The sequence below is a fragment of the Epibacterium sp. HA2-3 genome (assembly GCF_055693725.2).
The window spans coordinates 1,188,866-1,208,728 of the sequence record NZ_CM172490.1 but is presented as its reverse complement, the minus strand read 5'-3'; the positions used below and the strand labels follow the sequence as shown (position 1 = coordinate 1,208,728).

General features: G+C 60.5%; 16 protein-coding genes. 4 read left to right on the top strand and 12 right to left on the bottom strand.

Going from position 1 to position 19,863, the window contains the following annotated elements; all coding sequences use genetic code 11:
• Positions 1–53: 53 nt before the first annotated feature.
• The gene (locus ACZ1HH_RS05565) at positions 54–2,078 is read right to left on the bottom strand and encodes a ComEC/Rec2 family competence protein (protein ID WP_487320420.1); all 2,025 of its coding nucleotides are present in this window, start codon (positions 2,076–2,078) and stop codon (positions 54–56) included.
• A gap of 79 nt (positions 2,079–2,157) precedes the next feature.
• On the opposite strand from ACZ1HH_RS05565, the gene gltX reads away from it, so the two are divergent.
• From gltX to ACZ1HH_RS05550, 3 genes are all read left to right on the top strand, one after another.
• On the top strand, positions 2,158–3,558 hold the full coding sequence (gene gltX, locus ACZ1HH_RS05560; protein ID WP_472636091.1) for a glutamate--tRNA ligase: 1,401 nt from the start codon (positions 2,158–2,160) through the stop codon (positions 3,556–3,558).
• 139 nt (positions 3,559–3,697) lie between these two features.
• Positions 3,698–4,993 (top strand): citrate synthase, encoded by a 1,296-nt coding sequence (gene gltA / locus ACZ1HH_RS05555; protein ID WP_011538472.1) that lies wholly within the window; start codon positions 3,698–3,700, stop codon positions 4,991–4,993.
• Between the two features lie 287 nt (positions 4,994–5,280).
• Positions 5,281–6,291, top strand: coding sequence for a calcium-binding protein (locus ACZ1HH_RS05550; protein WP_472636090.1), 1,011 nt, complete (start codon positions 5,281–5,283; stop codon positions 6,289–6,291).
• A 75-nt stretch (positions 6,292–6,366) separates the two neighbouring features.
• Here the strand turns inward: ACZ1HH_RS05550 and ACZ1HH_RS05545 are convergent, their stop codons facing one another.
• The 11 genes from ACZ1HH_RS05545 to ACZ1HH_RS05495 form a co-directional block, all read right to left on the bottom strand.
• Positions 6,367–7,146, bottom strand: a complete 780-nt coding sequence (locus ACZ1HH_RS05545; protein ID WP_472636089.1) for an enoyl-CoA hydratase-related protein — start codon at positions 7,144–7,146, stop codon at positions 6,367–6,369.
• Positions 7,147–7,227: 81 nt separating this feature from the next.
• Positions 7,228–7,746: a DUF2087 domain-containing protein gene (locus ACZ1HH_RS05540; protein WP_472636088.1), complete on the bottom strand. Its 519-nt coding sequence runs from the start codon at positions 7,744–7,746 to the stop codon at positions 7,228–7,230.
• A gap of 227 nt (positions 7,747–7,973) precedes the next feature.
• Positions 7,974–8,459: a cytochrome c-type biogenesis protein gene (locus ACZ1HH_RS05535; protein WP_416368313.1), complete on the bottom strand. Its 486-nt coding sequence runs from the start codon at positions 8,457–8,459 to the stop codon at positions 7,974–7,976.
• Complete coding sequence (locus ACZ1HH_RS05530; protein WP_416368312.1) at positions 8,456–10,420, bottom strand: heme lyase CcmF/NrfE family subunit; 1,965 nt, start codon at positions 10,418–10,420, stop codon at positions 8,456–8,458. Before ACZ1HH_RS05530 ends, ACZ1HH_RS05535 begins: the two co-directional genes overlap by 4 nt.
• Positions 10,421–10,497: 77 nt before the next feature.
• A complete protein-coding gene (locus tag ACZ1HH_RS05525; protein ID WP_487320419.1) occupies positions 10,498–11,034 on the bottom strand; it encodes a holin family protein in 537 nt (178 codons plus the stop codon).
• A gap of 9 nt (positions 11,035–11,043) precedes the next feature.
• On the bottom strand, positions 11,044–11,652 hold the full coding sequence (locus tag ACZ1HH_RS05520; RefSeq protein ID WP_472636086.1) for a holin-associated N-acetylmuramidase: 609 nt from the start codon (positions 11,650–11,652) through the stop codon (positions 11,044–11,046).
• Between the two features lie 142 nt (positions 11,653–11,794).
• Positions 11,795–12,238 (bottom strand): cytochrome c maturation protein CcmE, encoded by a 444-nt coding sequence (gene ccmE, locus ACZ1HH_RS05515; RefSeq protein ID WP_472636085.1) that lies wholly within the window; start codon positions 12,236–12,238, stop codon positions 11,795–11,797.
• Between the two features lie 16 nt (positions 12,239–12,254).
• The gene (gene argC / locus ACZ1HH_RS05510; protein WP_472636084.1) at positions 12,255–13,283 is read right to left on the bottom strand and encodes an N-acetyl-gamma-glutamyl-phosphate reductase; all 1,029 of its coding nucleotides are present in this window, start codon (positions 13,281–13,283) and stop codon (positions 12,255–12,257) included.
• 84 nt (positions 13,284–13,367) lie between these two features.
• Positions 13,368–14,177 (bottom strand): glutamate racemase, encoded by an 810-nt coding sequence (locus tag ACZ1HH_RS05505; protein WP_011538462.1) that lies wholly within the window; start codon positions 14,175–14,177, stop codon positions 13,368–13,370.
• Between the two features lie 31 nt (positions 14,178–14,208).
• Positions 14,209–15,087 carry a lysophospholipid acyltransferase family protein gene (locus ACZ1HH_RS05500; protein WP_472636083.1) on the bottom strand — a complete coding sequence of 293 codons (879 nt, stop codon included), beginning with the start codon at positions 15,085–15,087 and terminating at the stop codon, positions 14,209–14,211.
• Positions 15,088–15,224: 137 nt separating this feature from the next.
• Positions 15,225–18,644, bottom strand: a complete 3,420-nt coding sequence (locus ACZ1HH_RS05495) for an indolepyruvate ferredoxin oxidoreductase family protein (protein WP_487320418.1) — start codon at positions 18,642–18,644, stop codon at positions 15,225–15,227.
• Between the two features lie 168 nt (positions 18,645–18,812).
• Here ACZ1HH_RS05495 and ACZ1HH_RS05490 point away from each other — a divergent pair, with 168 nt between their 5' ends.
• The gene (locus ACZ1HH_RS05490; RefSeq protein ID WP_011538459.1) at positions 18,813–19,718 is read left to right on the top strand and encodes a LysR family transcriptional regulator; all 906 of its coding nucleotides are present in this window, start codon (positions 18,813–18,815) and stop codon (positions 19,716–19,718) included.
• Positions 19,719–19,863 lie beyond the last annotated feature (145 nt).

Sequence of the window (19,863 nt, the reverse complement as noted above, 5' to 3'; positions counted from 1 at the left end):
TTTCTCGCTCGGCCGCATATTCTGTGGCCGGGCGTTTTTGTCAGGACGTTTATTCAGGGCACCGACCACAGGCGGCGCGCCTGCCCGTTGGCGGTGATCATCGCGCCATCTCCGGCAAAGGCGATGCTGCCCGTTTCCCGCAGTTGTCTGGGCGTCAGCCAGAGGCAGTCTCCGGCTGCGGGGGGCTCGACCTCTATCGAGAGGATGATGACCTCTCCTCGTGCGCAGCTTGGTTGCCATGCGCGCAATCCCGTCTTGCCCAAGACATGCACAAAACGCCTCCCAATGGATTGGAAGATCTGAACTTTTCCATCTCGCCCCTCGAGAATACGGCGATAGGCGCGGGCCTGGTCCATCCCGTCGCCGTCATTCTCGAGCCAGATCCCTGCAACAAAGCTCTTGCCGCTTGGGCGCGACAACGCGCGCCCTGTCTCTGTCATCACGCCCACAAGCCCGCCATCGGCAGAAATCAGAACCTCGGGCCGGGGGGAGAATGGCCAGACCACAAGCGCCAGCGCAATTGGGATCAACCCTGCCCAACGAAATCGCCCCTGCCACAAAAGCAGCCACAAGGCGCCCGCCACCAGAACCGGCAGGATCCACGCCTCCGGCGCCACCACATGACCGCGCGCGCCCGGCCATGTGGCCACGGTCTCTGCCACCTTCAGGATCCAGGCGATGCCCTGCGACATGATCCAGAATCCAACCGCGCTGGCCCCGATGGGCGCGAGGCAGATCGCCAGCACTGCGCCTGGCACCACCACCGCGCCCATGACCGGCACCGCCGCCAGATTGGCCAAGAGCCCATAGTGCGAGATCATGTTGAAATGCGCCGCCCCAAACGGGGCTGTGGCAAGGCCTGCCACCAGCGACGACACCAATAGCGCAAGCCCCCAGCGTGCCGCCGCCCCCAATACGCCTCCTCGCCCGGGGCGGAACCAGGGTTGCAACAGCTGAAAGGCCACAACAAGCGCAAGGGTTGCCGAAAAACTCATCTGAAACCCCGCACTCAGCAGGCTTTCGGGGCGACGCAGCAGTACAAGCATGGCCGCTAGGGCGACGGCCCGTACCGAGATCGCCCGCCGATCCAGCATTACCGCGACCAGCATCACCGCCACCATCAGGAAGGCACGTTCGGTGGCTACATTGGCGCCCGAGAGGAGCAGGTAGCCAAAGCTCGCGACAAGGGCCACAGCCGCCGAGAGCTTCTTGACTGGCCAACGCAGGGCGATCGGCGGGCAGAGCGCGAAGCAACGCCTCAGACTGGCAAAGACCACCCCTGCAAACAGCCCCATATGCAGGCCCGAAATCGCAAGAAGATGCGCCAGATTGCTCGCGCGTAGGTTCTCGGTCACATGTCGCGGCACATGCGCCCGGTCCCCGGTCATAAGCGCTGTGGCGACGCCGCCTGTGTCAGCCGGCATGGCCGCCCGCACCCGCTCAGAAAGCTGCGCCCGCAAGGTCGCCACCGGCAAGACCTCGGGTGGACCGGTCCGCAACACCGGCACACGGCTGTAGCCGACAGCCCCCAGTCCGAGGAACCAGGCATGACGGCGAAAATCAAAGCCGCCCGGTTCGGCGGGTCCTTGCGGGGGCGAGAGATTGGCGGTGGTCATCACCCATGATCCGGGCATCGGGGCGGAGCCCTCAAAGAGCGAAATTCGCACCCTGTCCGGCGTGCGCGCGGGCGACACATCCCGAAGCCGCACCGACCCGAGCGTGATCCGCATCGCATCCGAAGCCGAGCGATCCACCGCAAGCACCTGCCCTTCGACCGGGCCATAATAGCGATAGCTCAGAACCGGCGCGCCAACCTGATGCGCGCGCAGCCCCATGTAGCAAAACCCAAGCCCCACCAAGAGCAACGCCCCCGCAAGGAGACCAACTCCTTCTCCACGACGCGCGCGCACGCCGAGCCCCCCCGCCGTTAGCAGGATGCCGAGGTAATGCAACCGCTGGGGTTCCATGGGAGAGGCAAAATACAGTCCGACCCCGAGGCCAAAGAAGACCGGCACCCATGGAAACAGATGTCCCCGCTGGGCCTGCAGCCTTGCATCAAGAGCGCCAAACACGCGCACGCTTGCTCCCTGCCTTCTGGCTCGGTACACAGGCGACAAACGTTGACCCCACAAGGTTTCCAAAAGGTAAATGCCCCACATGTCCCAACCGGTCGTCACCCGCTTCGCCCCTTCGCCCACAGGCTTTTTGCACATCGGCGGCGCGCGCACCGCGCTGTTTAACTGGCTTTTTGCGCGTGGCCGCGGCGGCAAATTCCTGCTTCGGATCGAAGACACCGACCGCGCTCGCTCTACCCCGGAAGCCACCGCCGCCATCCTGCAGGGCATGGCGTGGCTTGGGCTGGATCACGACGGCGAGGTGGTAAGCCAGTTTGAAGGCGCCGAGCGCCATGCCGAAGTGGCGCATCAGCTGCTCGCCGAGGGCAAAGCCTACAAGTGTTTCTCCACCCAGGAAGAAATCGCCGCCTTTCGCGAGGCCGCCAAGGCCGAGGGCAAATCGACCCTGTTTCACTCGCCCTGGCGCGACACGCCCGATTCTGAGCACCCCGATGCGCCCTTTGCGATCCGCATCAAGGCGCCCAAAGACGGCGAAACCGTCATTCGTGATCAGGTTCAGGGCGATGTGACCATCAAAAATGCGCAATTGGACGATATGATCCTGCTGCGCTCGGATGGCACGCCGGTCTATATGCTGGCCGTGGTGGTAGACGATCACGATATGGGCGTGACCCATGTGATCCGGGGCGACGATCACCTGATGAATGCAGCGCGCCAGATGATGATCTACGAGGCGATGGGCTGGGACGTGCCTGTCTATGCTCATATCCCGCTCATTCACGGCTCGGACGGCAAGAAGCTCTCCAAACGCCATGGCGCGCTTGGGGCGCAGGAATATCAGGCGATGGGCTATCCCGCAGCAGGCATGCGCAACTATCTTGCGCGTCTGGGCTGGTCGCATGGCGATGACGAGTTCTTTACCGATGAGCAGGCCAAAGACTGGTTCGATCTGGACGGAATCGGCAAAAGTCCGGCCCGATTTGACACCAAAAAGCTCGAAAATCTCTGTGGCCAACATATCGCAATCGCGGATGATGCTGCACTGCGGCAAGAAATCGAGGCCTATCTGGACGCGGCCGGTCAGCCGGCCCTAAATGACGTACAGTCACAAGGGCTTGAGCGGGCAATGTACTGCCTCAAGGATCGGGCAAAAACCTTCCCCGAACTCCTTGAAAAAGCGCATTTTGTGCTGACCTCACGCCCCTTGGAACGGGATGCGAAGGCCGAAAAAGCACTCGACCCAGTATCCATTGGTATACTGAACGAATTGACGCCGCATCTGCAAAATGCTAGCTGGTCGCGAGACGAGTTAGAGGCCGCCCTGAATGAATTTGCCGCGGCCAAGGACACGAAGTTTGGCAAATTGGCTGGCCCCCTGCGGGCTGTGCTTGCAGGCCGCGCGGTAACGCCTTCGGTCTTCGACATGATGATTTGCTTGGGCCGCGAGGAAACTCTGGCCCGGCTCAAGGACGTAACTGGCTGAGCACCCGTCAGGATCTCTTGTTAAGGTCTGGGTAAGCCCGTTCGTATAGGACTGCGTCTGCGCCTTTGGTGGCGCGGGCGCCCCGCTGCGCGGGACGGGCCACCCGCCCTCTCTGCGCCTGTAACAGGAAGGGACATCTATGACCGACACACAGAAAACAGCCCAGCTCAGCTTGAATGGTGAGACCTACGAACTCCCCATCTTCTCGCCGACTGCCGGGCCCGATGTTCTGGATATCCGCAAGCTCTACGCGCAGTCCGGAGTGTTCACCTATGATCCGGGCTTCACCTCGACTGCGAGCTGTGACAGCACGATCACCTATATCGACGGCAACGAAGGTGTGCTGCTGCATCGCGGCTACCCGATCGACCAGCTGGCCGGTAAATCCCACTACCTCGAAGTCTGCTACCTGCTCCTCTATGGTGAGCTGCCGACCGCGACGCAGCTTGAGGATTTCGAGACCCGTGTGACCCGCCACACCATGGTCCACGAGCAGATGCACAACTTCTTCCGTGGTTTCCGCCGGGACGCACACCCGATGGCAACCTTGGTAGGCGTTGTGGGCGCAATGTCGGCCTTCTATCACGACTCCACCGACATCTCCGATCCGTGGCAGCGTGAAGTGGCTGCAATCCGCCTGATTGCAAAACTGCCGACGATTGCTGCGATGGCCTACAAGTATTCCATCGGCCAGCCGTTTGTGTATCCGCGCAACGATCTGGATTACGCTGCGAACTTCCTGCACATGTGTTTCTCTGTCCCGGCCGAGAACTACACCGTGGACCCGATCCTTAGCCGCGCGATGGACCGGATCTTCACCCTGCATGCGGACCATGAGCAGAACGCCTCGACCTCGACCGTGCGTCTGGCGTCCTCCTCCGGGGCCAACCCCTTTGCCTGTATCGCTGCTGGTATTGCCTGCCTCTGGGGCCCTGCCCACGGTGGCGCCAACCAGGCCTGCCTTGAGATGCTCAAGGAAATCGGCTCTGTCGATCGCATTCCGGAGTTCATCGCACGCGCCAAAGACAAGAACGATCCGTTCCGTCTGATGGGCTTTGGCCACCGCGTCTACAAGAACACGGACCCGCGCGCCAAGGTGCTGAAGCAGTCCGCAGACGAAGTGCTGGAGCTTCTGGGCGTCGAAGACAACCCGCTCCTGCAGGTCGCCAAGGAACTCGAGCAGACCGCGCTCAACGATCCGTATTTCATCGAGAAAAAGCTGTTCCCGAACGTGGACTTCTACTCGGGCATCATCCTCGAGGCGATGGGCTTCCCGACGTCCATGTTCACCCCGATCTTTGCGCTGTCGCGCACCGTCGGCTGGATCTCCCAGTGGAAAGAAATGATCGGTGATCCGCAGAACAAAATCGGCCGTCCGCGCCAATTGTATCTCGGTGAGACACAGCGCGACTATGTCGACATCGAAAACCGCTAAGAGAAACCCTCTCTGAAATGCGTGCGCCGCCCCAATTTGGGGCGGCGTTTTCATTTAATGCGCTGATAATAAATGCAATATTTCCGGTCGAGGTCAGGTATCCCCGATTGTTCAGAGCCTGGAAACGCTGCGTTTTCATAAATGAAGATTAAAATTCTCCACATGCCAGGGTTTTGCCGTAAACAAATCATGAATTTGTCAAACCTGCCGCAATTCTCGCGGCGTCTTGCTGACAGCGATTAACCCGATCCCGGCCCGATTTTCGTGGTGGCCAGAGGAGTATTTTTATGTTGATGCTTGCACTTATTGGCTCGATTGCGGTCATCGGCGCGTTTGTTGCGCTCGACGATGACGACGACACCGAAGACACGACACCCGACAACACCGAAACCGGAACCCCAGGTTCAGATCAGCTTGATGGCACCGATGGCCGTGATCTGATCACGCTTGGCGACGGCGATGACAGCAGCTTTGGCGGCGATGGGGATGACACCATTCACGGAGATGCAGGCGCAGATGTGCTCGGCGGCCAGATTGGGGGCGATGATCTCTACGGTGGCGATGGTAACGACAATCTCTACGGCGGCGCGGGCGATGATTTCCTCTCGGGCGGCGCGGATGCAGACATCCTCGAGGGAGGGGGCAGCGACGACCGCATGACCGGCGGCGGTGGCCTTGACGTTCTGCTCGGCGGGAACGGCGAGGACACCCTGAATGGCAGCCTTGGTCAGGACTTGCTCTATGGTGGCAACGACGACGATGTCCTGAATGGCGGCTATGGTGCAGACGGGCTTCACGGCGGCAACGGAGAGGACACGGTCTCTGGCGGCGACGGCGATGATGTGATCAACGGGGGCGAACTGCTTGTTGATACCTCTCTCACCTCGGCGTCCGCCCTGCGCGAGGCCTTCCTTGATGGTGAGACCAGCCCAGCCAACCTCGACTTCCTCTTTGAGGATGACAAAGAGAGCGACGTTTTGAATGGCGACGCGGGCAATGATCTCTTGGTGGGGGGCGCGGGTGACGTCCTCTCAGGCGGCACCGGCGACGACACGTTCCTGGTCGGAGACTGGCTACAAGCCGGCGAACAGGTGATCATTCGCGATTTCGACGTGGAAGACGAAGTCGTGCTCTACCGCTACTCCGGCGCTGCACCAGATCTCGACTACAACACGGTCGTCAATTCTGATGGATCTTCCGATATCGAGGTCACCGTGAACGGCGAGGTGGTCGCCTATCTCGAGAACGCGGGCGATGGGTTCGACCTTGCGTCAAACGTGGCCCTGGTCTCTGCGTGATCTTCGGTCTTTGAGCAAACAAAAGCCGCCCTCCATCGGGGGCGGCTTTTTCGTGGGATCATAACAAGTGGGGCCTCAGCGCCCCTCGAAATCCGGTTTGCGCTTTTCCACAAAGGCGGTGACGCCCTCCATAAAATCGCGGCTGCGGCCCAGTTCCCCCTGCAGATGCGCCTCCAGCGACAGCTGATCTGGCAGGCTGTTGGTGGTGGATTGACGCAGCGCCTGCTTGATGGCGCCAAAGGCCTTGGAGGGGCCAGTGGCCAGGTGCGCGGCACGGGCGCGCCAATGCGCCTCAAACCCGTCATCCGCAACCGCTTCCCAGATCATGCCCCAATCGCTCGCCTGACGGGCGGTGATCTTGTCGGCAAACAGCGCCGCGCCCATGGCTTTGGCCAGCCCCATCTGGCGCGGCATGAACCAGGTACCGCCCGCGTCCGGCATCAACCCGATCTTGGCAAAGGCCTGCAGGAAATAGGCGCTCTCGGTTGCGATCACCACATCCGCCGCCAGTGCCAGATTGGCGCCCGCCCCTGCTGCCGGACCATTCACCGCAGAGATCGTCGGCACCGGACAGGTGTAGATCGCTTCCAGCATGGGCGTGTATTCATCACGCAGCGTACGCTCCAAATCGATCTGGTTGCCGCTCGAGGAGGCATCCTTCAGGTCCTGACCGGTACAAAAGGCATTGCCTTCGCCGGTGATCACCACCGCACGCGCCTCTTCGGCGGCGGTTTTCATCGCATGGGTGATCTCCGCCCGCATCTGGCTGGTGAGCGCATTCATGCTCTGCGGGCGGTTCAAAGTGACGGTCGCAAGCCCGTTCTCAAGCGAATACTGAATGTCGCGGTAGTCCATGCGTGAAATATCCCTGTTCGAGTTATGCGCATGTTGACCTAAGCATCCGACCTCGAAAAGACAAACGCCGCGTCAGGCTATTTAGGGATTTTCTTGCGCTTTTTGCCGCTCGGAGAGCAAAGACATCAGCGCAGCCCCATGCGGGTCCATCGCCGTCTCGACCCGCTGATAATCAGATCCATCCCGGTTGCGACGCAAAAGCCCCATTTCGATCAGGCTCCGGCGGATCTGTGCGGCATCGCGAAACACGCAGTGTTCGTCAATGACGGCCGAAATCTCCCGCTCGCTGAAGTAGGTCCGCGACGGCAGACGCGCCCAGATCACCCAAAGACACAGATCTCGCACACCGCGTTTGGTCGGCCAGCTCTGCCAGCGCGCCTGCGCATCGAAATAGCGCGCCGCGCGCGCGATACGCTTATGGTCGATCTCGGGTGTTGGCGGGTTCTGTTGGCGCAGATGCTGAAAATTGCGATACCCCGCAGCGCGGGCCACATGGTTCAGCATTTCCACATGGCCGGGCGCCTGCGCAAACGCGCGGCGTAAATGCTTCGCAAAATCCGACACATCAGGAATGGTCAGACGGATCACATCCTTGGACATCATGTCCTCCGTAACTTCAGGATGCCGGATATGGCGCAGGCCATATGGATGTCCGCCCTTATCCAGTGGCACCCCGATCAGGAGTCCAATGGAAGCAATGTGATGCAGGTTTAGCGCGTGGCGGAGCCTTGGTGAACTGCAGACCAAGGCCTCTTTAGCAGATCACGCCAAGGGCGGCAATCCAGCACGCCCTCGGCGCCCTCCTTCCCGCAGGACGGGAAGAGAACTCAGTCTTTCAATATTTCCTGCAGGCGTTCTTGTTCTTCGGCCGAGAGCCCGTCTGCCTCTGGTCCAGCCGTCGCCGTGGCGCGGCCGCGCAGATACATGAACGAAATGAGCAGCGCGAGCGCCAGCATCATGGGCCCCGCCGCCCAGAGGATCCAATTGGCCCCCTGCGTGGTGGGCTTGAGCAGCACATATTCCCCGTAACGATCCACGATAAAGTCGATCGCTTCTTCGTCGCTATCCCCGGCAACGAGGCGCTCGCGCACCAAGAGGCGCAGATCTCGGGCCAGATCGGCGTTGGACTCGTCGATGCTCTCGTTGCGGCACACAAGACAGCGCAGCCCGTCCGAGAGATCGCGCGCACGCTCTTCCAGGACCGGGTCGTCCAGAACCTCGTCCGGCTGCACCGCCAGTGCAGGTGAAAGGCTCAGGACCAGGGCCGCAAGGCAGGCCGCGAGACTGCGCGCCACAGAAAACAGAGGTCTCATTCCGCGGGCACCCCCTCGGTTGGGGCCTTGCGCACCCCGGCCGCAACCCGGAACCGACGGTCCGAGAGGCTCAGGAAGCCGCCAAGGGCCATCAGCAGGCTGCCACCCCAGATCCAGTTGGCGAAGGGCTTGATATAGGTGCGCAGAGTAAATCCGCCGCCCTCTTGCGCATCGCCCAGCACCACATAGAGATCGCGGGTAAACCGATAATCAATCGCCGCCTCCGTGGTGGGCATCTGCGCGACCGGATAGACGCGTTTCTCCGGCCGGAGAGTTGCGACGTCCTTGCCGTTGCGGGTCACATCCACCACGCCCATCGTGGTGAAGTAATTCGGCCCCCGCCCCTCTTCGACCGCAGACAGCACCAGCTCAAAGGGACCGACGCGGAACGGCTCATTGAGGTTGGCAACACGGATGTCTTCTTTTTGCCAGGCCGTCAGCCCTGCCACGGCAAAGATCGTCACGCCAAGCCCGGCATGCGCCACCGCTTTACCCCAATCGGCACGCGGCAACCGCATCAGGCGCGCGAGCCGGTCCTTGCGCCCTGCGCGTTGCCACAAATCGAGTGCAGCGCCGCTCACGACCCAAGCGCCCAGCAGAACGCCAACGGGGCCAAGCAGGCTCTTTTCGGTCTGGATCGCCCAGGCGAGACCCGCAAGGGCCAGCGCCAGTACGATGCCATAGCGCAGCGTCCAGAGCGTCTTGGCGCCTTTTCCGCGCTTCCACGGCAGCATCGAGCCGATCGGCAGCAAGAGCCCCAGCGCCACCATGAAGGGCGGGAAGGCCGCATCAAAGAACGGTGCCCCGACCGAAAGCTTGCGATCAAAGGCCATCTCCGCCACCACCGGCCAAAGCGTGCCAACAAAAACCACAAAGCAGCTGACCGCCAGCAAGAGGTTGTTGGCCACCAGCGCGCTCTCCCGGCTGACCATGGAGAACACGCCTTTGGCCTCCATCGCCTGCGCGCGCAGGGCAAAGAGCAGCAGCGCGCCGCCGGTAAAGAAGGCGAGAATCCCCAGGATCACCACGCCACGCTCTGGATCATTGGCAAAGGCATGGACCGACGTCAAAAGCCCAGAGCGCACGATGAAGGTGCCGATGAGCGAGAAACCAAAGGCGAGGATCGCGAGAAGGATGGTCCAGCTTTTGAGCGCCTCGCGCTTTTCCACCACGATCGCGGAATGCAGAAGCGCAGCGGCGAGAAGCCATGGCATGAAGGACGCATTCTCAACGGGATCCCAGAACCAGAAGCCGCCCCAGCCAAGCTCGTAATAGGCCCACCAGGACCCCAGCGCGATGCCGATCGTAAGGAACACCCAGGCCGCCAATGTCCAGGGCCGGACCCAGCGGCCCCAGGCCGCATCAACCCGCCCTTCGATCAGGGCAGCCACAGCAAAGGAGAACGCCATCGAGAGCCCCACATAGCCCAAGTACAGAAACGGCGGGTGGAACGCGAGGCCCGGATCTTGCAGCAGCGGATTGAGATCCTGCCCGTCGAAGGGAGGATTTTCCAGCCTCAAGAAGGGGTTGGAGGTAAAAAGGATGAACGCGAAAAAGGCCACGCCAATGGCCGATTGCACACTGAGCACCCGCGCCTTGAGTGTCGGCGGCAGCCCGCCTCCAAACACCGAGGCCATGGCCCCAAAGAGCGTCACGATCAGCACCCAGAGCAGCATGGAGCCCTCATGGTTCCCCCAAGTGCCCGAGATCTTGTAGATCATCGGTTTGGCGGAGTGGCTGTTGAGCGTCACCAGCCGCAGCGAGAAATCCGAGGTCACAAAGGCCCATGTCAGCGCCCCAAAGGAAAACGCCGTAAACAGGAACTGCGCCTGTGCTGCGGGTTCCGCCACGGCCATCCAGCCGGGCCAGCGTTTATGCGCACCAATCAGGGGCACAACCGTCTGCACGATGGCGATCATAAAGGCGAGGATGAGGGCGAAGTGACCGAGCTCTGTAATCATACCTGTTTCTATATCCCGCTCCTGCCTGCGCGCCAATCACATTTGCCCGCGTCGCCGCGCCGCAGGCAGCTGCGCTCTCACCCGCGCCGATCACGGTGCCAGTCCGCCAGTGCGGGATTGTCCGAGGTTTCATTTTTCTCAACAGGATCAGCGCCTTGCCGAAGGGCGTTTAGGCTCTCCAGGTTCTCAACAGCCCGCGGCACCCGCGCCAGACTGCGCGCGATCCCTTCCTGAAACGCCTGCGACTTGGCCTGCGCACGCGCGCCGAAATAGAACGACACCACAATCCCCAGGAGCCACCACAGCGGCTCTGGCACCAGCGCGATGCCTTGCATGCGCGCGGCAAACCACACCGGGTCCAGCATTGCGGCCCCCATGAGCCCCAAGGTCCCCAGTGCCAGCATCGGTCGCGGCAGGCGGTTGAGCCCATCCATAAAGCGGTCAAAACCGCTCTTCTGACCTAGAAATTCCGCCGCAAATTGCGCCAGAGCCGCGGCCTGCAGATCATGCGCGCGCACCGCCGACTGTTCGGAATTTTCACGAAACACTTCGACCGTTTCGCGCACAAGATTGCGACGCCCCCCAAAGAACGTCTCCCAAAGCATTGAAAACATGTGTTTACCTCAAGCCCAATGCGCGGTGCGCGTATGAAATTCAGCCACTGTGAGATGATAACGCGGCGCTATGAACTCTTCTGCGCGCCGGATCCAGCCGCCCTTTTTGCCTGTACGCGTGCGGGCATATTTACGGCTCTGCGGACGTCGCTCGGCCAGCTGAAAATAGTAGTTCCGACGCGCGATCCCATAGGCATTGACCAGCGCGTCCATATTGACCTCTCCGGCGGTCGCAGCCGCTTTGGCCGTGTGTGGCCCGATCACGCCGTCCACGCTGAGATCATAGCCCATCTCACACAGCAACTCCTGCAGGATCCGCACCGCGTTGCCGCCCGCGTTGACATGCATATCAAAGACGCTGGCCTGCAGAGGCGCCGGCAGCAGATGCAGGCGCGGACGGCGATAGTATTCGCGCAGAAAGATCTCTACGGCCTCCTTCCGGCCCAGGGCCTGCACATCGCGCGCATCCACCCTCTCATCGCCGGTGAGATCCAGCCCAAGTCGGCGCATGGTGTGAATGGTCACGCCATGTTTGGTTGCCCCACCCGGATCATCGGGATCATTCACATAGCCCCCCTCACGGGCGACGATCTCTTGGGCAATTTTGACAACATCCATGCAAGATCCTCCAATCGGGAACTGGCAGGAAGACTATCGCATGCGACTTTCGATCCGGTGGTCGGACCGTGCGCTGCAAACGCAACGCGCCCGGGCGGTGATCGCCGGGCGCGTTGTCAAAACAGACCGGATTGTAAAGAGATCAGCCGTCGCCTTCGCGGTAGACACCTTGTTCTTTCAAGGCATCCACGACCTCTTTGGGCATGTAGGTCTCGTCATGTTTTGCAAGGATTTCAGAGGCTTCAAAGACACCGTTGACATATCGCCCGGTCCCCACCATGCCCTGATTTTCCTCAAAGAGATCCGGCAGAACCCCCACATAGGTGACCGGCACGCTGGCGCCACCATCGGTCACCGAAAAGCGCACCGCCTCGCCCTGACCGCGTTGCAGGGTGCCTTCTTCGACAAGGCCACCGATGCGAAAGGTCTCTGTCGGCTCGGGCGGGGTCTCCATCACCTGACTGGGCGAGCGGAAATAGTTGATGCCATCGCGCATGGCATAACCAATGAGCGCCGTGGACCCAACAAGGGCCACGGTGGCAAGCGCTATGATCTGGATACGCCGCTGCTTCTTCAGGGACTTCATCTGGACCTCTTGATGTTCAGGGGAACAGCGGTGCCATCATCAGCCCGGCTGTCTCGTCCTCACCTAACATCAGGTTTGCATTCTGCAAGGCCTGACCGCTGCTACCTTTTGTCAGGTTATCCAACGCCACGATAACAATTGCGCGCCCCGCGATGCGATCGGCAGTCACCCCGATATGTACAAAGTTCGACCCGCGCACATGATGGGTGGAAGGCGCCTCGCCAAAAGGCAGCAGTTCGACAAAGGGCTCATCGGTATAGGCCTTGGCAAATGTCTCATAGATCGCCTGTGCATCGCCTTTGACGTAGGTGGTCGCAAGGATGCCCCGGTTCACCGGCAGCAGATGCGGGGTAAACTGGACCTTCACGGGCCGCCCAGCGATAGCCGAGAACTCCTGATCGAACTCGCCAAGATGCCGGTGGGTGCCGCCGATGGCATAAGCGTTGTAGCCTTCGCTCAGCTCTGCATGCAGCAGGTTTTCCTTGAGCGCCCGCCCGGCGCCAGAGACCGCGCATTTCATATCGAGAATGATCTCATCAAGGTCGATCACACCCGCTGCGATCAGCGGCCGCAGCGCAAACTGCCCGGTGGCCGCATTGCAGCCCGTGCCCGCCACCAGCCGCGCGCCCTTGATCTCGTCGCGATAGAATTCGGTGAGACCATAGACCGCCTCCTGCTGCTGCTCGAGCGCCGCATGCGGGTTGCCGTACCATTTTTCATAGGCCTCAGGGTCGCGCAGCCGGAAGTCGGCCGACAGATCCACGATTTTCAGATCGCCCGGCAGTTTGGCGATCACCTCTTGGCTGGTCTTATGCGGCAGCGCACAGAAACACAGATCGATCTCAGAGAAATCGATTTCGTCAATTTTACAAAGGGTTGGCAGTGAAAGGTGACGCAGATGCGGGAACACATCTGCCATCTCCATGCCTGCCTTACGCTCGGCGGCGAGGGCTTTGATGGTGATGTTCGGGTGCTGAGAAATCAGCCGGATCAGCTCTGCGCCGGTGTAGCCGGACGCACCAAGAATTGCCACGCTATGGGTCATGTCGAGACCTCGAATGTTCAGATATGAAGGGGGCCTGCAACGGGCGCAGGCAGGACATCAGATTGGGCGCGAGGGTATAATCCCTCAGGCCGCTTCAAAAGTGATTTCTCGTCGCAAGAATTGCGTCGCGCGGCTGCTGACGCGGTTGGCATTCCCGGTGGTCACATAGCCCGCATTGCCGCCACCGATCATCTCGGGACGACGCTCGAGATAGTGCGCGAGGCTGTCGGCAACCAGACGGCCCTGGCTGAACACCTGCACATCGGGCCCCAGCGCCTTTTGAAAGACGTCTTCCATCAACGGATAATGGGTGCAGCCCAGGATCGCCGCCTCGGGGCGGGGCATCTTGCGCAGCAGCGCATCAACATGGCTTTTCACAAGCGCCTCGGCGAGGATCATGTCGCCCTCTTCAATGGCATCGACCACGCCACCGCAGGCCTGCGCTTCGACGTCAACACCGATGGCGCGAAACGCCAGCTCGCGCTGAAATGCGCGGCTTGCCACGGTGGCAGGGGTCGCAAACAGCGCCACATGTTTCACGGCCACCTCACGCGGAGGAGAGTTGTCCCCCCACTGGCGTTCGGTAAGCGCCTCGATCAGCGGCACAAAGACGCCGAGCACCCGCTTGCCCTCTGGTACGCCGGCCTCCTGCATGCGCCGCAGCGCGGCCGCCGAGGCGGTATTGCAGGCCAGGATCACCAGATTGCAACCGCGATCCCACATGTCATGCACGGCCTTATGCGTCAGCTCATAGATGTCCTCGGCGTCGCGCACGCCGTAAGGCGCATGGCTGTTGTCGCCGTAATACAGGAAATCCACATCCGGCAGGCGCTTTTGCGCCGCATCCAACACGGTCAGACCACCAAGACCGGAATCAAAAATACCAACTGCCATGTCACACTGCCTTTGGGTGTGCGGGCGCGCGTCACGCCCGGTGTTTTTCTTCGAACTCGAACCCGTAGTCATAGGATTTGAGCGGTGTTGGTGACAGCTCATACGTGGCTTTGCGCAGGAAATCCATCATTGCTTTGGAGTCCTTTGCCAAGGGGTCAAGCACATCGCGCCCGATGGGCTCACCGATCACCACCTTGACGGGGGTGTCGACGCGCTTTTTGAACTCCTTAATCAAGAGCCCCATGCGCAACGTGTAATGCAGGTGCGAAGCGATCTGAAACAGACGCGAGGTATGGCCGTCGAAATACAAAGGCACCACCACCGCATCCGATTTGGCCACCATCCGCGCGGTGAAGCCGCGCCAGCCCGGATCCATGGGATGCGCAAAGGGTTTGGAGGCCGTGGAGACCGTGCCGCCCGGAAAGATCCCGATAGCGCCGCCCTGCCCCAAGTAATCGAGCGCGTCCTTGCGGGTCTGCAGATTGACCTTCATTGCCTCTTTGGTTTCAGCAAAATCAATCGGCAGGATCACCTTGTTCAGATCCTCGGCCTTGCGAAACACTTGATGCGCCAGCATGCGAAAATCGCCGCGCGTGCGCGACAGGATATGCCCCATCATCAACCCATCAAGGATGCCGTAGGGATGGTTGGCGATCAGGATCACCGCCTTGTCGCGCGGAATCGCGTCGAGGCTGCCGCCCACCACATCAAGGCTGAGGCCATAGCGCTCGACGATGACATCCCAGAAACTGCGCCCGGAGGCGACTTCCATGTCATAGCCCTTGGCCCGTTTGATCAGCCGCAACCGACCGGTGGTGTTTTCCATCAGACGGATCATGATCCGACCCGGCCGCGTCTCGGCAGAGTGGGAGTAGGATATATCGCGCGCGATATGGCGACGCTCAAGCATGTCTTTGTGATCTCCGTAAAGACAAGGAAAGGGCACCGATCAAAGCACCCTCCCCCGACCAAGGCCGGGCGTGTATCTAGCCCGGCCTCGGTAACATATTCATGACATCCGGTTAATTCCAGATGTCAGATCTGTTCCTATTCTGCGGCCGTTTTGACCGGCGTTGCCCCCTGTTTCAGCGCCACGAGCAATTCCTCGCGCCGTTTGGCGGCTGCTTGCTCGTTTTTCATCTTCACCGGACCAAAGCCGCGAATCTGCAAGGGCAGTTCCGCAAGCGCAACCAAGGCGCCCGGGTCGACGCTCCCGGCCTTTGGCAGCCACGCCTTCATGTCGGCCTCGTATTGTTTGATGAGCGCGCGCTCCATCTTGCGTTCCGCAGTATAGCCAAAGATATCCAGAGGCGTGCCGCGCAGGGATTTGAGCTTGGCCAGAACGCGGAACAGACGTTCAGTGCGGGGGCCGAACTTGCGCTTTTTCGGGCGGCCATTGGCGTCCTTGCCCCCCAGAAGCGGCGGCGCGAGGTTGTAGCTGATCTTGAGATTCCCCTCAAAGGCCTCTTCGGCCTTCTCGCGACTGCTCAGAAGAAGCCGCGCCACCTCGTATTCATCCTTGTAGCTCAACAGCTTATGATAGCCTTTTGCCACAGCTTCCTTAAGGCGGGCGTCAGAGATTCCGCTCAGGAGTTTGTCATACCGCTTGGCCAGACGCTTGCCTTGGTAGGCGATCAGATGATCGCGGCGATAGGCGATCTTCTCATCAAGCGACTTGGGTAGTTCCACCACATTGGGCGTCAGCAGCTTTGCCGCCTCGTCGGGATAGAGCACCGCCCAACGGCCAATATCAAAGGCGCGCAGGTTTTTTTCGACCGCTGCGCCATTGAGCTCGATCGCCTGTTTGATCGCCTCAAACCGCACCGGGATCAGCCCCCGCTGCCAAGCGGCGCCAAAGACCATCATGTTGGAGAAAATCGAATCTCCCATGCTGACGCGTGCCAGTTCCGACGCATCAAAGAGATCAAGCCGATCCCGGATCCGTGCCTGAAGCGCGACCTGCAACCTGTCGCTAGGCAGGGAAAAATCGGTATTTCGAGTGAAGTCACCGGTGATGATTTCATGGCTGTTGACCACCGCACCGGTGCGGCCCGTCGAGGTCAGCCCCAGCGTCTTTGCGCCCGCACTCACCACCAGATCACCGCCGATCAGCGCATGCGCCTCGCCGGTGGCCACGCGGATGGCGCTGATGTCTTCGGGACGGTTGGCGAGGCGGCAATGGATATGCACCGCACCGCCTTTTTGGGCGAGCCCCGCCATCTCCATCATGCCCGCGCCTTTGCCGTCGATCTGGGCGGCCTGTGCCAGCACCGCGCCGATGGTCACAACGCCTGTGCCGCCTACGCCGGTGATCACCACGTTATGCGTGCCGTCGATCTCCGGCAGCTGCGGTTCGGGCAGGTCCGGCAAATCGAGGCTGGCAGTCGCGCTCTTCTTGATCTTGGCGCCCTCAATGCTGAGGAACGACGGGCAGAACCCGTTGACGCAAGAGAAATCCTTATTGCAGCTCGACTGGTCAATCGCCCGTTTGCGCCCCAGTTCGGTCTCCTTTGGCACGATGGAGACGCAGTTTGATTGCACGCCGCAATCTCCACAGCCTTCGCAGACGTCCGAATTGATAAAGATCCGCTGATCGGGATCCGGGAACAGGCCCTTCTTGCGGCGGCGGCGTTTTTCCGCAGCACAGGTCTGCACGTAGATGATGGCGGAGACACCCTCGATCTGTTCAAACTCGCGCTGTACCTGCATGAGCTCGGCGCGCTCATGCATCCGCATGCCGCTGGGAAAGAGCTTGGCGTCCACGTCTTCTTTTTCGTCATAGACCACGGCGATGGTTTTGACCCCCATCGCGCGCAGTTCATGGGCGATCTGATGCGCCGTGAGACCGCCTTCGGCCTGCTGGCCACCGGTCATCGCCACCGCATCATTATAGAGGATCTTATAGGTGATATTGGTGCCCTCAGCGAGCGCCGCACGGATCGCCATCACCCCGGAGTGATTGTAAGTTCCATCTCCAAGGTTTTGAAAAACATGATTTCTATTGGAAAACGGCGCCTCGCCGATCCAGTTGGCGCCTTCGCCACCCATATGGGTAAAGCCGACCGTTTCCCGGTCCATCCACTGCACCATGAAGTGACAGCCAATCCCCGCATAAGCGCGCGCGCCATCGGGCAGCTTGGTCGAGGAATTATGCGGGCAGCCGGAACAGAAATACGGCAGGCGCGAGGCGATTTCCTCGGCGTTGTCGGCGCGGCGCGCCTCGTCAAGATCGGCAAGCCCGGCGCGGATCGCTTCGGTGTCGCGCCCTTCCTCGATAAGGATATTGCCCAGTTTCTCGGCAATCATGATCGGGTCGAGCGCATATTTCGTGGGGAACAGTTCCTCGCGGTGCAGGGTGCCCGCACCGCCCTTGTACCAGCCATAGACGCGGCGACCGCGCCGGTTGTCAAACAGCGCTTCCTTGATCTGGATCTCGATCAGCTTGCGCTTTTCCTCGACGACCACAATCAGGTCGAGCCCTTCGGCCCAGGCATTAAAGCCCTTCATATCCATCGGCCAGGTCTGGCCCACCTTATAGGTGGTGATACCCAGGCGCTCGGCCATGTTTTCGTCAATATTCAAAAGGCTTAGCGCGTGAACCAGATCCAGCCAGTTCTTGCCGGCGGCCACAAAACCGATCTTGGCCCCGGGCTTGCCCCAGACCCGTTTGTCCATCTTGTTGGCGTGGCTGAAGGCTTCGGCGGCAAAACGCTTGTGGTCGATGATGCGGTCTTCCTGGCGGAAGCGGTCATCATCGAGGCGAATGTTCAGCCCATCCGCAGGCAGATCCATTTCGGGCGTAACAAGCTGAATGCGATTGGGATCACCGTCGACAACAGAGGTCACCTCGATGGTGTCCTTCATCGTCTTGAGACCAACCCAGAGACCGGAAAACCGTGACAAAGCATAGCCATAGATGCCGTAGTCAAGAATTTCCTGAACCCCTGCCGGGCTCACGATCGGCAGGTAGCAATCCAAGAGCGACCACTCGGACTGGTGCAGCACGGTGGAGCTTTCGCCGGTGTGGTCGTCCCCCATCGCCACCAGGACGCCGCCGTGCTTTGAGGAGCCAGCCATATTGGCGTGCCGCAGCGCGTCGCCAGAGCGGTCCACCCCCGGCCCCTTGCCATACCAGAGCCCAAAGACACCGTCGTATTTACCCTCACCGCGGATTTCCGCCTGCTGCGCCCCCCAAAGCGCGGTGACGGCGAGATCCTCGTTGAGCCCGTATTGGAACGTCACATCAGATTGGGTCAGCAGCTTTTCGGCCCGCTTCATCTGCATGTCGACCGCGCCAAGCGGCGAGCCGCGATAGCCGGTCACCAGCCCCGCCGTATTGAGGCCCGCAGCCACGTCGCGCGCCTTCTGCATCAGCATCAAACGCACGAGCGCCTGAGTCCCGTTCAAGAGAATGGGCGATTTTTCCAGATCGTAACGGTCATTGAGCGAAATCTTTTGCGTGCTCATCAGGTCCTCCTCAACCACGACTTGCTGGCATTTTGACCAGATAATAGGTCATAAATGCTGACCTGTATATCCGATTGTTTAAAGTTTCGGTGTCAGCCTCCGGTAAGGTTTGAAACTTAGGTTCATAATCATGTAGTTTGGGGCAAAGAGGCAGAAAGAGTAAAAACAATGGATTGGGACAAGCTCAGGATCTTTCACGCGGTTGCGGATGCAGGCAGCCTGACCCATGCGGGCGAACACCTCAACCTGTCCCAATCGGCTGTTTCGCGGCAGATTCGGGGTCTTGAGGAGAGCCTGAACGCCACGCTTTTTCACCGGCACGCGCGGGGGCTGATTCTCACCGAACAGGGCGAGCTGCTGTTTGACGCCACCAAAACGATGTCAAAACGTCTGGAGACCGCCTCGGCGCGGATTCGCGACAGCGAAGAAGGCGTCTTTGGCGAGTTGCGCGTCACCACCACCACCGGATTTGGCACGCTCTGGCTCGCGCCGCGTCTCATCAAGCTCTACGAGCAATATCCCAACCTCAAAGTGGACCTGATGCTCGAGGAGCGGGTGCTGGATCTGCCCATGCGCGAGGCCGATGTGGCGATCCGCATGAAAGAGCCAAGCCAGGCCGATCTCATTCGCAAACGCCTGATGACCGTGCAGATGCGCCTCTATGCGTCCCGCGGCTATATCGACAAATTTGGCTGGCCCGAAACCATCGAGGAAATCCGCGATCACCGCCTGATCTGCCAGAGCCTGCGTTCGGCGCAAGTCGGGTCCGCTGCGGTCATGGTGCAAAAGCTGATGACCCATAACCCCAAATCCATGCTCACGGTGAACAACTATTTCGGCGTGTTACAGGGGGTTTTGCAGGATCTCGGCATCGGGGTTCTGCCGGATTACGTGACCGAGGATTTCCCGGATCTGGTGCAGGTTTTGCCCAATGAGGACACCAATGGTGTGCCGGTTTATCTCGCCTATCCAGAAGAATTGCGCCACTCGCAGCGGGTATCCGCCTTCCGAGACTTTGTGCAGAATGAGATCATCGCACACCGTAAGCACATGAAAGAGCTTGGGAAAATATAACTTTCCCATCCACCTTCTACGCCACGCGCAGGAGCTATGCACATAGCGCATGGCAGGCTTGATCCAACAAGGGTTTCAAAACACTTGCGGCAGCGCAGCGGGCACCCTAAATCACCTGCATGAAGACGCGGCACTGGCCGCACTT

Coding starts and splice junctions, on each gene's coding strand:
- ACZ1HH_RS05500 (WP_472636083.1), bottom strand. CDS start 15,087: ATGCTTGAGCGTCGCCATATCGCGCGCGATATATCCTACTCCCACTCT.
- ACZ1HH_RS05520 (WP_472636086.1), bottom strand. CDS start 11,652: ATGGATGTTGTCAAAATTGCCCAAGAGATCGTCGCCCGTGAGGGGGGC.
- ACZ1HH_RS05490 (WP_011538459.1), top strand. CDS start 18,813: ATGGATTGGGACAAGCTCAGGATCTTTCACGCGGTTGCGGATGCAGGC.
- ACZ1HH_RS05545 (WP_472636089.1), bottom strand. CDS start 7,146: ATGGACTACCGCGACATTCAGTATTCGCTTGAGAACGGGCTTGCGACC.
- gltX (WP_472636091.1), top strand. CDS start 2,158: ATGTCCCAACCGGTCGTCACCCGCTTCGCCCCTTCGCCCACAGGCTTT.
- ccmE (WP_472636085.1), bottom strand. CDS start 12,238: ATGAAGTCCCTGAAGAAGCAGCGGCGTATCCAGATCATAGCGCTTGCC.
- ACZ1HH_RS05550 (WP_472636090.1), top strand. CDS start 5,281: ATGTTGATGCTTGCACTTATTGGCTCGATTGCGGTCATCGGCGCGTTT.
- ACZ1HH_RS05540 (WP_472636088.1), bottom strand. CDS start 7,746: ATGTCCAAGGATGTGATCCGTCTGACCATTCCTGATGTGTCGGATTTT.
- ACZ1HH_RS05525 (WP_487320419.1), bottom strand. CDS start 11,034: ATGTTTTCAATGCTTTGGGAGACGTTCTTTGGGGGGCGTCGCAATCTT.
- ACZ1HH_RS05505 (WP_011538462.1), bottom strand. CDS start 14,177: ATGGCAGTTGGTATTTTTGATTCCGGTCTTGGTGGTCTGACCGTGTTG.
- ACZ1HH_RS05535 (WP_416368313.1), bottom strand. CDS start 8,459: ATGAGACCTCTGTTTTCTGTGGCGCGCAGTCTCGCGGCCTGCCTTGCG.
- argC (WP_472636084.1), bottom strand. CDS start 13,283: ATGACCCATAGCGTGGCAATTCTTGGTGCGTCCGGCTACACCGGCGCA.
- ACZ1HH_RS05495 (WP_487320418.1), bottom strand. CDS start 18,644: ATGAGCACGCAAAAGATTTCGCTCAATGACCGTTACGATCTGGAAAAA.
- ACZ1HH_RS05530 (WP_416368312.1), bottom strand. CDS start 10,420: ATGATTACAGAGCTCGGTCACTTCGCCCTCATCCTCGCCTTTATGATC.
- gltA (WP_011538472.1), top strand. CDS start 3,698: ATGACCGACACACAGAAAACAGCCCAGCTCAGCTTGAATGGTGAGACC.